Annotated in this window: 11 protein-coding genes; all 11 read left to right on the top strand. The window is 65.7% G+C overall.

Annotated features, from left to right (window positions below; genetic code table 11):
* Positions 1-399 precede the first annotated feature (399 nt).
* The 11 genes from RT131_RS17940 to RT131_RS17890 all read left to right on the top strand — a co-directional run bounded on the left by RT131_RS17940 (position 400) and on the right by RT131_RS17890 (position 12,728).
* Positions 400-1,197 (top strand): ParA family protein, encoded by a 798-nt coding sequence (locus tag RT131_RS17940; RefSeq protein WP_282270048.1) that lies wholly within the window; start codon positions 400-402, stop codon positions 1,195-1,197.
* Complete coding sequence (locus tag RT131_RS17935; RefSeq protein WP_313172696.1) at positions 1,197-2,111, top strand: ParB/RepB/Spo0J family partition protein; 915 nt, start codon at positions 1,197-1,199, stop codon at positions 2,109-2,111. Before RT131_RS17940 ends, RT131_RS17935 begins: the two co-directional genes overlap by 1 nt.
* Positions 2,112-2,146: 35 nt before the next feature.
* Positions 2,147-2,449 carry a helix-hairpin-helix domain-containing protein gene (locus RT131_RS17930; protein ID WP_313172694.1) on the top strand — a complete coding sequence of 101 codons (303 nt, stop codon included), beginning with the start codon at positions 2,147-2,149 and terminating at the stop codon, positions 2,447-2,449.
* Positions 2,446-3,411, top strand: coding sequence for an NAD-dependent epimerase/dehydratase family protein (locus RT131_RS17925; protein ID WP_313172692.1), 966 nt, complete (start codon positions 2,446-2,448; stop codon positions 3,409-3,411). The genes RT131_RS17930 and RT131_RS17925 overlap by 4 nt, the downstream gene beginning before the upstream one ends.
* Before the next feature lie 72 nt (positions 3,412-3,483).
* Entirely contained in the window at positions 3,484-4,206 is a 723-nt protein-coding gene (locus RT131_RS17920; RefSeq protein WP_303748259.1) for a glycosyltransferase family 2 protein, read from the top strand.
* Complete coding sequence (locus RT131_RS17915) at positions 4,203-4,544, top strand: lipid-A-disaccharide synthase N-terminal domain-containing protein (protein WP_282270077.1); 342 nt, start codon at positions 4,203-4,205, stop codon at positions 4,542-4,544. The genes RT131_RS17920 and RT131_RS17915 overlap by 4 nt, the downstream gene beginning before the upstream one ends.
* Positions 4,545-4,653: 109 nt before the next feature.
* A complete protein-coding gene (locus RT131_RS17910) occupies positions 4,654-6,438 on the top strand; it encodes a DUF885 family protein (RefSeq protein WP_313172690.1) in 1,785 nt (594 codons plus the stop codon).
* 373 nt (positions 6,439-6,811) lie between these two features.
* Complete coding sequence (locus RT131_RS17905) at positions 6,812-7,195, top strand: hypothetical protein (protein WP_313172688.1); 384 nt, start codon at positions 6,812-6,814, stop codon at positions 7,193-7,195.
* 54 nt (positions 7,196-7,249) lie between these two features.
* Complete coding sequence (locus RT131_RS17900) at positions 7,250-8,530, top strand: TolC family protein (RefSeq protein ID WP_313172686.1); 1,281 nt, start codon at positions 7,250-7,252, stop codon at positions 8,528-8,530.
* Positions 8,527-9,531: an efflux RND transporter periplasmic adaptor subunit gene (locus RT131_RS17895; protein ID WP_313172683.1), complete on the top strand. Its 1,005-nt coding sequence runs from the start codon at positions 8,527-8,529 to the stop codon at positions 9,529-9,531. Before RT131_RS17900 ends, RT131_RS17895 begins: the two co-directional genes overlap by 4 nt.
* Positions 9,532-9,560: 29 nt before the next feature.
* On the top strand, positions 9,561-12,728 hold the full coding sequence (locus RT131_RS17890; RefSeq protein ID WP_313172680.1) for a CusA/CzcA family heavy metal efflux RND transporter: 3,168 nt from the start codon (positions 9,561-9,563) through the stop codon (positions 12,726-12,728).
* The last annotated feature ends 127 nt before the right edge of the window (positions 12,729-12,855 follow it).

The following is a 12,855-nucleotide window of genomic DNA, read 5'->3' as shown; positions in this document are numbered from 1 at the left end:
GGGGCTTTACCGGCCGAGGCCAAAAGCTACCCTCACCCCAACCCCTCTCCCGCTTGCGGGAGAGGGGCTAAAGCGTAGTGCCGAGCCATGCTCGGCAGGGGCTTTACCAGCCAAGGCCAAAAGCTGCCCCTCCCCAGCCCTCCCCTTGGCTTCGCCAAAGGGAGGGGGCTGAAGCGGTAGTGCCGAGCCATGCTCGGCAGGGGCTTTACCAGCAAAGCCAAAAGCCACCCCTCCCCAACCCTCCCCTTGGCTGCGCCAAAGGGAGGGGGCACGGCCAAAGCAGGGCAAATCGAGGCACATTCCCGCCCCAAAGCCGCCCGTAACCCGGAAACCGATTTCCGCCTGCGCGCCGCTACCCCCATAATGACCAGTCCAACTTCGCCAACGAGGCTCTCCTGCATGGCTCGCATCATCGCCATCGCCAACCAGAAAGGCGGCGTCGGCAAGACCACGACGGCTGTCAATCTGGCTGCTTCCCTTGCCGCCGCGCCCAAGCGCGTGCTGCTGGTCGACCTGGACTCGCAGGGCAACGCGACCATGGGCAGTGGTGTGGACAAGCGTGAGGTGGCTGCGTCCACCTGTGACCTGCTGCTGGGTGAGGTCACCGCCGCCGAAGTGCGCGTCACCACGCCGGAAGGCTTCGACCTGCTGCCAGGCAACATCGACCTGACCGCGGCCGAGATCCAGCTGATGGACCAGGGTGAACGCGAACAGCGCCTCAAGCGCGCGCTGGCACCCATCCGCGATCAATACGACTACATCCTGATCGACTGCCCGCCGGCGCTGTCGCTGCTGACGCTGAACGCGCTGGCCGCCGCCGACTCGGTGATCGTGCCGATGCAGTGCGAGTACTACGCGCTGGAAGGCCTGAGCGCGCTGGTCGAGACCATCGATGCGCTGAAGATCAACCTCAACCCGGCGCTGGAAATCGAAGGCGTGCTGCGCACCATGTTCGATGTGCGCAACAACCTGGCCAATGCGGTGTCGGCGCAGCTCACCGAGTACTTCGGCGACCGCGTGTTCCGCACCATCGTGCCGCGCAACGTGCGCCTGGCCGAGGCGCCCAGCCATGGCCAGAGCATCGTCGGCTACGACCGCGCCTCGCGCGGCGGCGTGGCCTACCTGGGCCTGGCCGGCGAGATCATCCGTCGCAACAACGAACGCAAGCAGCCCTCCCGGGCCGTGGAGGCTGTCTGATGAGTGCAGCGAAGAAGCGCGGTCTTGGCCGTGGTCTTGATGCCCTGCTGGGCCCGAAGGGCGCAGTCACCCCGGTCACCGTCGCTGCCGTCGCCGAGCCGCAACCCGGCGAAGTGCTGCGCAAGCTGCCCATCGACCAGCTGCAACCCGGCAAGTACCAGCCGCGTCGCGACATGGACGAGGGCAAGCTGGCCGAACTGGCCGAGTCGATCAAGGCACAGGGCATCATCCAGCCCATCCTGGTGCGCCAGATCGAGGGCGGCAGCTACGAAATCATCGCCGGTGAACGCCGTTGGCGCGCTTCGCGCCTGGCCGGGCTGGACGAAGTGCCGGTGGTGGTGCGCGAGCTGGAAGACCGCACCGTCATCGCGATGGCGCTGATCGAGAACATCCAGCGCGAAGACCTCAACCCGCTGGAGGAAGCCGAAGCATTGGCGCGCCTGGTCAGCGAGTTCTCGCTGACCCATGCCGAAGCCGCGCAGGCGGTTGGCCGCTCGCGTGCCTCGGTGTCCAACCTGCTGCGCCTGATCGATCTGCCGATCGGCGTGCGCGTGCTGCTGGAAACCCGCCGCCTGGAAATGGGCCATGCCCGCGCGCTGCTGACGCTGGCACCGGAACTGGCCACCAAGCTGGCCGAAGAGGCCGCCGAGCAGGGCTGGTCGGTGCGCGAAGTGGAACACCGCGCCCAGCAGTTCGCCGCCGGCAAGGTGCCGGGTGCACGCAAGGCCAAGCCGGCGCCGAGCGCGCCGCAGGCCGATATCGCATCGCTGGAGACCGAGCTGTCCGAGTCGCTGGGCGCCAAGGTGGCGATCAGCCACGGCCGTGGCGGCAAGGGCAAGCTGGTCATCCACTACACCGATCTGGACACGCTGGACGGCGTGCTGGAGCGGCTGCGCGTCCGCCAGAACGGCTGACGTACTTCATTCCCCAACGAGGTGCATGCAAGGCAATGAACCCCACCAAGGTCGACCGCAATCATCTATTGCGTCTGACCGACCTGCCGAATGTCGGGCCGGCCTGTGAAAAGGATCTCCGTCTGATCGGGATCCGGGTTCCCGCGCACCTGCGCGGGCGCGATCCCTACGATATGTACGCCCAGCTATGCCTGAAGACCGGCGTGGTGCACGATCCCTGCGTGATCGACGTGTTCCTGTCCGTCGTCCGTTTCCTGGGCGGCGAAGCACCGCAGCCGTGGTGGGTCTACAGCAAGGAGCGCAAGGCCACCCTGGCGCGGGAGCCGATGACACTATGACGGTACTGGTCACCGGCGCGGCCGGCTTCATTGGTGCCTATACCTGCCAGGCCCTGGCGGCGCGCGGCGAGCGCGTGGTGGGGTTGGATAACTTCAACGACTACTACGACCCGCAGCTCAAGCGCGATCGGGTGGTCGCGCTGTGCCCGCAACTGGATATGCGCGCGCTGGACATCACCGACCGCGACGGCCTGGCTGCGCTGTTCGATGAAATCCAGCCGACCCAGGTGATCCACCTGGCCGCGCAGGCCGGCGTGCGCTATTCGCTGGAAAACCCGCACGCCTACGTCGACAGCAACCTGGTCGGCTTCGTCAACATACTGGAGCTGTGCCGCCACCGCGGCGTGCAGCACCTGGTGTATGCGTCCAGCAGCTCGGTGTATGGCAACTCGGCCACGCCGCCGTTCTCCGAAGACCAGCGCGTGGACCAGCCGCGCTCGCTGTACGCGGCCACCAAGGCCGCCAACGAATTGATGGCCTATACCTACGCGCAGCTGTACGGCCTGAAGGCCACCGGCCTGCGTTTCTTCACGGTCTATGGTCCTTGGGGCCGGCCGGACATGGCGCCGCTGCTGTTCGCGCGCGCGGTGCTGGCCGGGCGCAGCATCGATGTGTTCAACAACGGCCACATGCGGCGTGACTTCACACATGTTTCCGACATCGTCGCCGGTATCCTCGGGGCGCTGTCGCATCCCTCCGCCCAGGCCACACCCCACCAGGTGTTCAACCTGGGCAACCACACCCCGGTGGAACTGGAATACTTCATCGACGTGATCGCCTCGGCCGCGGGGCTCCCGGTGCACAAGGTCTACAAGCCGATGCAGCCGGGCGACATGGTGGAAACCATGGCCGACACCGCGCGCGCCCAGGCGGCGTTCGGCTATGCGCCGAACACGCCGATCGAGCTGGGCCTGCCGCCGGTGGTGGAGTGGTGCCGCAACTACTTCGGGTCAAGCGCCTGACTCACCTTCCGCTAAGTTGAGTTTTGGAAAATGCGTGACCTTTCTTCAAATGCACAACCTGCGGAACCAGCAATGAACCAGCCCAGCCTCTCGGTGGTTGTTCCCGTCTTCAACGAACGCGACAACGTCGCGCCGCTGGTCAATGAAATAACCGCTGCATTACGTGGCCAGATCGATTTCGAGATCGTCTACGTCGACGACAATTCCAAGGACGACAGCCTGCAGGTGCTGCAGGCGCTGAAGGCGACAAACCCGGAGCTGCGGGTGCTGCACCACGTCAGCCAGAGCGGGCAGAGCACGGCAGTGCGTACCGGCGTCAAGGCCGCGCGCGCGCCGTGGATCGCCACCCTCGACGGCGACGGCCAGAACGACCCGGCCGATATCCCCAAGCTGCTGGCTGCACGCGCCAAGGCCGATGCGCAGGTGCGGCTGTTTGCCGGCTGGCGCGTCAACCGCCAGGACTCGGGCAGCAAGCGCTGGGCCAGCAAGTGGGCCAATGCCATCCGCGCGCGCATGCTGCGCGATGACACCCCGGACACCGGCTGCGGCATCAAGCTGTTCGAGCGCGCCGCCTTCCTCGACCTGCCGTACTTCGACCACATGCACCGCTACCTGCCGGCGCTGATGCAGCGTGCCGGCTGGAAGACGGTGAGCGTGCCGGTCAACCATCGTCATCGCACCGCTGGCGTATCCAAGTACAACAACCTCGGCCGCGCGCTGGTCGGCATCCGCGACCTGCGTGGCGTGGCCTGGTTGATCACCCGTTCCAAGCGCACCGCGGTGGAAGAGGTCTGAGCATGGATTTCATGAACCAACCGCTGGTGTGGCTGGAGTGGACCGGCGTGCACATGTCGCCGTGGAAGCTGATCGGGCTGACCGGTGCGTTGATGTTCGGCGGCCGCTGGCTGGTGCAGTTCGTCGCCTCGCGCCGCGCCGGCAAACCGGTGATCCCACGCCTGTTCTGGTACATGAGCGTGCTCGGCAGCCTGATGACGCTGAGCTACTTCCTGTTCTCGTCCAAGCAGGATGCGGTGGGTGTGGTGCAGAACCTGTTCCCCGCGTTCACCGCGCTCTACAGCCTGCGCCTGGATATCAAGCACCGTGGCTGGCAGCGCGACAAAGCCGGTCACTGAGCCGGCGACTGTGCCCAAATCCGGCGGTTTGCCGCCCGAATCCGTCTAGGTCGGGCGGCAGCTTCAATGCGATGATCGGGGTGAATGAACCACCTGGGGAATACCGATCGTGAAATCGCCGTTGACCGTTGCGCTGCTGCTCACCCTTGGCCTGAGCGCCACCCCGGCCTTTGCCGCCGCACCGTCGGCCCCGGCCACGCTGGCCACCCAATCGCTGGATGACAAGTTCAAGGCCATCTATGAGAAGGAGTGGGCCTGGCGCCAGACCGGTGGCGGCGAAGCCAGCGAAGACAGCGACGCCCCGGCCAACAGCACGCGCCTGCCCGACGTCAGCGCCGAAGCACAGCAGGCGCGCCTGAAGGTATGGGACGAGGTGCTGGGCCAGCTCAAGGCCATCGACCCGAGCAAGCTCTCGGCCGAAAACCAGATCAACTACGCCATCTATCACTACCAGGTCGAAAGCCTGGCCGATGAAGTGCGTCTGGGCAGCTACGAGATGCCGTTCAATTCGGATTCCTCGTTCTGGTCGAATCTGAGTTTCATGGCCCGCCGCGAGATGAAGACGGCGGAGGATTACCGCAACTACATCGCGCGCTTGAATGATGTGCCGCGTTACTTCGACCAGCAGATGGTCAATATGCGCGCCGGCCTTGCCCGTGGCTTCAGCGTGCCGCGCGCGGTGCTGGAAGGCCGCGACGTCTCCATCTCGACCGTGGCCGAGTTGAAGGACCCGACCGAGTCGCCGTTGTACGAGCCGCTGAAGAAGCTGCCCAGCAGCATTCCGGCGGCCGAGCAGGCCAAGCTGCAGGCCGATGCCAGGCAGGCCATCAGCGGCAGTGTGGTGCCGGCCTTCGGCAAGTTGCTGACCTTCTACCGGCAGGAATACGTGCCGCAGTCGCGCACCACCCTGGCAGCCGAGAAAATGCCGGGCGGCAAGGAGTTCTACCGCCAGCAGATCCGCGAATACACCACGCTGGACCTGAGCCCGCAGCAGATCCATGCGCAGGGCCTGGCCGAGGTGAATCGCATCCAGCAGGAAATGAACGCCATCATCGACAAGGTGGGCTTCAAGGGTAAGAGCGAGCAGACCCGCTTCGCCGACTTCCTCGAATTCCTGCGTACCGACCCGCAGTTCTACGCCAAGACGCCGGACGAACTGCTGTGGCGTGCAGCGTGGATATCCAAGCGCGTGGACGGCGTGATCGGCAAGTACATGACCTTGCCGCGCGCGCGCTTCACCATCGTGCCGGTGCCGCCGGATATCGCCCCGTTCTGGACCGCCGGCCGCGGCGGCATGGGCACCTACTGGCTCAATACCTACAACCTGCCGGCGCGCCCGCTGTACAACCTGCCGGCCCTGACCCTGCATGAGTCCGACCCCGGCCACGCCCTGCAGGGCGCACTCGCCGCCGAGCAGACCGGCCAGCCCGAGTTCCGCCGCACTGCGTATATCTCGGCCTATGGCGAAGGCTGGGGCCTGTACACCGAGAAGCTCGGCGTCGACATGGGCATCTACCAGACCCCATACGAAGACTTCGGCCGCCTGACCTATGAAATGTGGCGTGCCTGCCGCCTGGTGATCGACACCGGCGTGCACCACTACGGTTGGGATCGCGACCGCGCGATTGCCTACCTGCGTGACCACACCGCGCTCAGCGAGCACGAAGTCACCACCGAAGTGGACCGCTACATCTCCTGGCCGGCGCAGGCACTGAGCTACAAGCTGGGCGAGATCACCATCGTCAAGCTGCGCGCACAGGCCGAGAAGGAACTGGGCGACAAGTTCGACATCAAGGGCTTCCACGACGCCGTACTCAAGCAGGGCTCGGTGCCGCTGCCGGTGCTGGAGCAGCAGATCAACGCTTACATCGCCGAGCGTAAGGCGGCGAAGTAAAGCCTTGCCCCCTCCCTTGCGCAACGCGCAGGGGAGGGTCGGGGAGGGGTGCTCTTGGCAGAAATCCCAGGCGATAAGCCAAAGCCAAAGCCAAAGCCACCCCTCTCCCCAACCCCTCTCCCGCAAGGGGAGAGGGGCTTTAGAACACTGCGAGCGCAAGCACCGTCTGTAATTGCAGCTGTAGCCCCTCTCCCCTCGCGGGAGAGGGGTTGGGGAGAGGGGGAGCACCGCAGGTGCAACCGCAACAAGCAAAGCCACCCCCTCCCAGCCTCCCCCTTGGCTACGCCAAAGGGGAGGGGCAACAGCGCACAGCTGAACCGCCGCAACCACACTGCGATTGTGTAACCCATCGAGCACCGGCTAACCTGCGCCGATGCTGCACGCCCTGCGCCACCGTCGCCTCCACCTGCTACGCCTGCTGATGCTGGCGCTGGTTGGCCTTGGCGTATTCGGCACTTCGCTGGCCGCAGCACTGACCGACATCCACATGCTGGCGCACACCGACATCGGTGCCGACGTGCACGAGCACGACGACAGCAAGCTGGCCACGGCCCCGGATGCCGAGGACAGTGCCAACGCCCTGCTGCATGCCTTGGTGCACTGCGTGGACTGCCACGGTCACGGCGGCGTGCTGCCAACTGTCACTCCCGCCTGGATCGTGGCATCACCGCCTGCACAGCAGGCTGTGCCCATCCTCGGCACGCAAGCGGTCACGCACCCGACCGAGAGCCTGTTCCGCCCCCCGATAGCCGTCTGACGTCCCGGCCCCTTGGCCGGTCCCCACGTCTGAACCTGCTATCTGGAGAAACCCATGTGGATGCGCCTGGCGGCTGTTGTCGCCTTTGCGCTGGTGCCGCGCGCGTATGCGCAGGTGCCGGCGTCTGCTGTGCCGTTGACGCTGAACGATGCCATCGTCCGCGTTGCCCTTGATCACCCTGAGCTGCGTCTGATCGATGCGCAGCGTCCTGTACTTGAAGCCCGCCGCGACGCCGCGTTGCTGCGCCCGCCCATGCAGCTGGGCGTGGAACTGGAGAACCTGCTCGGCAGCGGTGATACCCGCGGCGTGCAGGGCGCCGAAGCCACCGTCAGTCTGTCCGGTGTGCTGGAGCGCGGCGACAAGCTCGATGCGCGCCGCATGCTGGCCCAGGCCAATATCGATGCACTGGCGCCGCAACGCGCCACCGCACGCCTCGATCTGCTCGCCGAAACCGCACGCCGTTACCTCGCGGTGGCACAGGCGCAAGCAGCACTGCAGATCGCCAATACCGATATCGAGCAGCGTCGCCGCGCGGTTTCCGCCGCGCGCCTGCGGTTGCAGGCAGGCGCTTCGCCAGAGTCGGTGCTGTTCACCGCGCAGGCGATGCTGGCGCAGGCGGAACTGGATCGCGATCGTGCCATCGAAGAAGTCAGCGCAGCGCGGCTGTCGCTGGCCGCTTTGTGGGGTGCGCGTACGCCTGACTTCAAGGCGGTGAGTGGCGATGCGCTGCAACTGCCGGCACTGCGTGATTTCGCATCGCTCAATGACGATCTGCAACGCGCACCGGAGCTGGCCGAACTGCTGGGCGAGCAACGTATCCGCGAGGCGCAGCTGCAACTGGTGCGCACCCGCAGCCGTCCGGATTGGAACTGGCAGGTGGGCGTGCGCAACAGCCGCGCCGACAACGCCACCTCGCTGGTCGGCGGCTTCAGCATCCCGCTCGGCAGCGCTCGCCGCGCCGCGCCGGAAATCCGCGAGGCCGAGGCGGATCTTGCCCTGCTGCCGTATCAACGCCAGGCCCGCCAGCAACAGTTGTACGCCACCCTGGCCGAGGCACACGGGCGCTATGTCACCGCACGCCTTGAAGTACAGCGCATGCAGGCTGACGTGCTGCCGCAGTTGCAGAAGGCCGAGCGCGCCGCCGAGCAGGCATGGCGCGCCGGTGCTGCCAGCTATATGGAGTGGGCGCAGCTGCAGGCGATGCGCATTGAATCGCGCCAGCGCCAGTTGGACGCCGCTATTGCTGCACAGACCGCGCTGATCGAGATCCAGCGCCTCACCGGCCAGGGAATGCTGGCCACCGATGCAACCGTTGCCGTGGAGAACGCAGGATGAGCCGTCCGATCAATGTTGTCGCTGCCGGCGTACTGGCAATGAGTCTGCTGCTGGTCGGCTGCGGTACAAAGCCGGCGCCTGAAGCCAGCGCTGGCGCAGCAGAAGAAGCGGGCCATGACCACGATGAAGAAAAAGGTGGCGAAGCTGACGACCACGCCCATGACGCGGGCGAGAAAGCGGATGCTGACCGCACCACCATCAAGGCTGCCATGGCCGAGCAGGCCGGCATCCGCAGCGCCGCCGCGCAGGCCGGCACCATCGCCGACGAGCATGAGGTGCAGGGCCTGCTGACGCCGGTGGATGGGCGGGTGGCGCAGGTGATGGCGCGCTTCCCCGGCCCGATCCGTTCGCTGCGGGCCAATGTGGGCGATCGCGTCAGCGCCGGCCAGACCCTGGCCAGCATCGACAGCAATCTCAGCCTGACCACCTACAGCATCAGCGCGCCAATCAGCGGCGTGGTGCTGTCGCGGCAGGCACAGGTGGGCGCGGTCGCGGGCGAGGGCACCCCGCTGTTCGAGATCGGCGACCTGTCCGAGCTGTGGGTGGACCTGCATATCTTCGGCAACGACACCCAGCACATCACCGCCGGCGTGCCGGTCACGGTCACCCGCATGACCGATGGCGTCAGCCAGAGCACCACGCTGGAGCGCGTGCTGCCCGGCACCGCCACTGCAAGCCAGAGCACCGTGGCCCGTGCCAGCGTGCGCAATGACGATGGCCTGTGGCGGCCCGGTGCGGCGGTGAAGGCGCGCATCGTGGTGGCAATGCAGCCGGCAGCGGTGGTCGTGCCGCTTTCCGCACTGCAGACCATGGAAGGCCGCGAGGTGGTGTTTGTGCGTGATGGCGACACCTATACCGCCCGCCCGGTGGTGCTGGGCGCACGCGATGCCGGCAAGGTCGAGGTCAAGGACGGCCTGCGCGTTGGCGAGCAGGTCGTGGTCGAGCAGAGCTATGTGGTCAAGGCCGACATCGGCAAGGCGGGGGCCGCGCATGAACATTGACCAGTGCATGCAAGTTGGAGGGTGCCGCCATGCTTGAGCGCATCATCCGCAGCGCCATCGCCCATCGCTGGATGATGATGGTGCTTACCCTGGCCTTGATCGCGATCGGCAGCTGGAGCTTCACCCGCCTGTCCATCGACGCCACGCCCGACATCACCAACGTACAGGTGCAGATCAACACCGCCGCCGATGGCTACTCTCCGCTGGAGACGGAACAACGCATCACCTATCCAGTGGAAACGGTGATGGCCGGCCTGCCGAAGCTCGAACAGGTGCGCTCGCTGTCACGCTACGGCTTGTCGCAGGTGACGGTGGTGTTCAAGGACGGCACCGACCTGTACTTCGCGCGCCAGCAGGTGGCCGAACGCCTGCAGCAGGTGAAGTCGCAGCTGCCCGATGGTTTGGATCCGCAGCTGGGGCCGATTGCCACCGGCCTGGGCGAGATCTTCATGTACACCATCGACGCTGATCCCAAGGCACGCAAGCCCGATGGTTCGCCCTATACCGCCACCGACCTGCGCACGCTGCAGGACTGGGTGGTGCGGCCGCAGCTGCGCAACGTGCCCGGCGTCACCGAGGTCAATACGATTGGTGGCTATCAGCGGCAGATCCACATCACCCCGGATCCGGCCAAGCTGCGTGCGTTGGGCTTCACCCTGGATGATGTTGCTGAAGCGGTGGAAGGCAATAACCAGAACATCGGTGCCGGTTACATCGAGCGTAACGGCCAGCAGTTCCTGGTGCGTGTGCCCGGGCAGGTGGCCGGGTTGGAGGAGATCGGCAACATCGTGCTGGCCCGCCGCGAAGGCGTGCCCATCCATGTGCATGACGTGGCCGACGTGGCCGAAGGGCCGGAACTGCGCAGCGGTGCCGCCACCCAGAACGGCCACGAGGTGGTGATGGGCACGGTGGTGATGCTGGTCGGCGCCAACAGCCGCGAGGTGGCACAGGCCGCCGCGGCCAAGCTGGAACAGGCGCAGCGCAGCCTGCCCGAAGGCGTCACCGTCACCGCCAGCTACGACCGCACCGCGCTGGTTGATCGCACGATCCAGACTGTCGCCAAGAACCTGCTGGAAGGCGCCTTGCTGGTGATCGTGGTGTTGTTCCTGTTGCTGGGCAACTTCCGCGCCGCGCTGATCACTGCCGCGGTGATTCCGCTGGCGATGCTGTTCACCCTGACCGGCATGGCGCGTGGCGGTGTTTCCGCCAACCTGATGAGTCTTGGTGCGTTGGACTTCGGCCTGATTGTCGATGGCGCGGTGATCATCATCGAGAACTGCCTGCGCCGCTTCGGCGAGCGCACCCATGCGCTGGGCCGGGCGATGACCCGTGAGGAACGCTTCGCCGAAACCGCCAGTGCCACCGCCGAGGTTATCCGCCCCAGCCTGTTCGGCCTGGGCATCATCACCGCGGTCTATCTGCCGATCTTTGCGCTCACTGGCGTCGAAGGAAAAATGTTCCACCCGATGGCGATCACCGTGGTGCTGGCGTTGAGCGGTGCGATGTTGCTGTCGTTGACCTTCGTGCTCGCGGCGATTGCGATGTTCCTCGGTGGCCGCGTGGAAGAGAAGGAGAACCGTCTGATGGCGTGGCTGCGTGCGCGCTATGAGCCGTTGTTGGCCTGGGTGATGCGACGTGGACGTTGGGTGGTTGCGGGTGCCTTGGTGCTGGTGGTTGGCTGTGGCTTGTTGGCAACGCGGCTGGGCAGCGAGTTCGTGCCCAATCTCGACGAAGGTGATGTCGCCATGCACGCCATGCGCATTCCCGGCACCAGCCTTACGCAATCGGTGAACATGCAGAAACAGGTGGAAGCACGCCTGCAGCAGTTGCCGGAAGTCGAAAAGGTGTTCTCCAAGATCGGCACGCCGGAAGTCGCCTCCGACCCGATGCCGCCCTCGGTCGCGGATACCTTCATCATGATGAAACCACGCAAGCAGTGGCCGGACCCACGCAAGCCGCGTGCGCAGCTGCTGGCGGAGCTGGAGGCAGCAGTGGAGGAGCTGCCGGGTAACAACTACGAGTTCACCCAGCCCATCCAGATGCGCATGAACGAGCTGATCTCGGGCGTGCGTGCCGACGTGGCGGTGATGCTGTTTGGTGATGACATGGAAACGCTGGCGCAGGTCGGTCAGCGCATTGTCGCGGTCGCCAACAAGGTGCCGGGTGCGGCCGATGTGCGGCTGGAGGAAACCAATGGCTTGCCGTTGCTGACGGTTACGCCCAATCGTGCGGCCTTGGCGGGCTACGGGCTCAACCCGGGCCAGCTGCAGTCCACCGTTTCCACCGCGGTAGGTGGGCGTGTGGCCGGGCAGTTGTTCGAGGGTGACCGTCGTTTCGACATCGTCGTACGCCTGCCGGAAAGCATCCGCCAGGACCCGGCAGCACTGGCCGATCTGCCGGTGTCGCTGGAGCCTGCGCTGGCACAGGACAGTGCGGATGAATCCAGTCGTGCAGGGGGCTGGCGCAGCGGCGATGCACGTACGGTTCCGTTGCGCGAGTTGGCGCGGATTGAAAGCAGTGAAGGCCCGAACCAGATCAACCGCGATAACGGCAAGCGCCGCATCGTGATTACTGCCAATGTGCGTGATCGCGACCTCGGTGGCTTTGTCAGCGAGCTGCAGCAGGCCATCGACGCGCAGGTGAAGGTGCCGGCGGGTTACTGGGTGGAATACGGCGGCAGCTTCGAGCAGCTGATTTCGGCCAGCCAGCGTCTGGCGGTGGTGGTGCCGGTGACCTTGCTGCTGATCTTCGCCTTGTTGTTCTGGGCCTTCGGTTCGGCGCGTGATGCCAGCATCGTGTTCAGCGGTGTGCCCTTGGCTTTGACGGGTGGCGTGCTGGCCTTGGCGCTGCGCGGCATTCCCTTGTCGATCTCGGCCGGTGTTGGTTTCATCGCGCTGTCTGGTGTGGCGGTGCTCAATGGCCTGGTGATGATCAGCTTCATCCGCCATCTGCGCGAGCAAGGCCGCAGTCTGGATGTGGCGGTGCGCGAGGGCGCACTGGGCCGTTTGCGCCCGGTGCTGATGACTGCCTTGGTGGCATCGCTGGGCTTCGTGCCGATGGCCTTCAACGTAGGCGCGGGTTCGGAAGTGCAGCGGCCGCTGGCAACTGTCGTCATCGGTGGCATCGTCTCGTCCACGTTGCTGACCTTGCTGGTGTTGCCGGTGCTCTATCGCTGGCTGCATCGGAACGGGAAGTAGCGCCTGCTTGGCGTGAAGCTTTGGCTTTGGCTTGAAGCTCCTGCTTCGCTTAAAGCCCCTGCTTCGCTTAAAGCCCCTCTCCCGTTCACGGGAGAGGGGTTGGGGTGAGGGCGGCTTTTCGCTGGCA

Source organism: Stenotrophomonas sp. (assembly GCF_032066555.1).
Classification (GTDB): domain Bacteria; phylum Pseudomonadota; class Gammaproteobacteria; order Xanthomonadales; family Xanthomonadaceae; genus Stenotrophomonas.
The sequence above is the reverse complement of the archived record's forward strand: the minus strand, read 5'-3'. Positions and strand labels throughout refer to the sequence as shown.

Bases quoted from the DNA above. Each gene is read 5' to 3' on its own strand.
- RT131_RS17935 (WP_313172696.1), top strand. From the start codon at position 1,197: ATGAGTGCAGCGAAGAAGCGCGGTCTTGGCCGTGGTCTTGATGCCCTG.
- RT131_RS17925 (WP_313172692.1), top strand. From the start codon at position 2,446: ATGACGGTACTGGTCACCGGCGCGGCCGGCTTCATTGGTGCCTATACC.
- RT131_RS17895 (WP_313172683.1), top strand. From the start codon at position 8,527: ATGAGCCGTCCGATCAATGTTGTCGCTGCCGGCGTACTGGCAATGAGT.
- RT131_RS17905 (WP_313172688.1), top strand. From the start codon at position 6,812: ATGCTGCACGCCCTGCGCCACCGTCGCCTCCACCTGCTACGCCTGCTG.
- RT131_RS17930 (WP_313172694.1), top strand. From the start codon at position 2,147: ATGAACCCCACCAAGGTCGACCGCAATCATCTATTGCGTCTGACCGAC.
- RT131_RS17940 (WP_282270048.1), top strand. From the start codon at position 400: ATGGCTCGCATCATCGCCATCGCCAACCAGAAAGGCGGCGTCGGCAAG.
- RT131_RS17890 (WP_313172680.1), top strand. From the start codon at position 9,561: ATGCTTGAGCGCATCATCCGCAGCGCCATCGCCCATCGCTGGATGATG.
- RT131_RS17920 (WP_303748259.1), top strand. From the start codon at position 3,484: ATGAACCAGCCCAGCCTCTCGGTGGTTGTTCCCGTCTTCAACGAACGC.
- RT131_RS17900 (WP_313172686.1), top strand. From the start codon at position 7,250: ATGTGGATGCGCCTGGCGGCTGTTGTCGCCTTTGCGCTGGTGCCGCGC.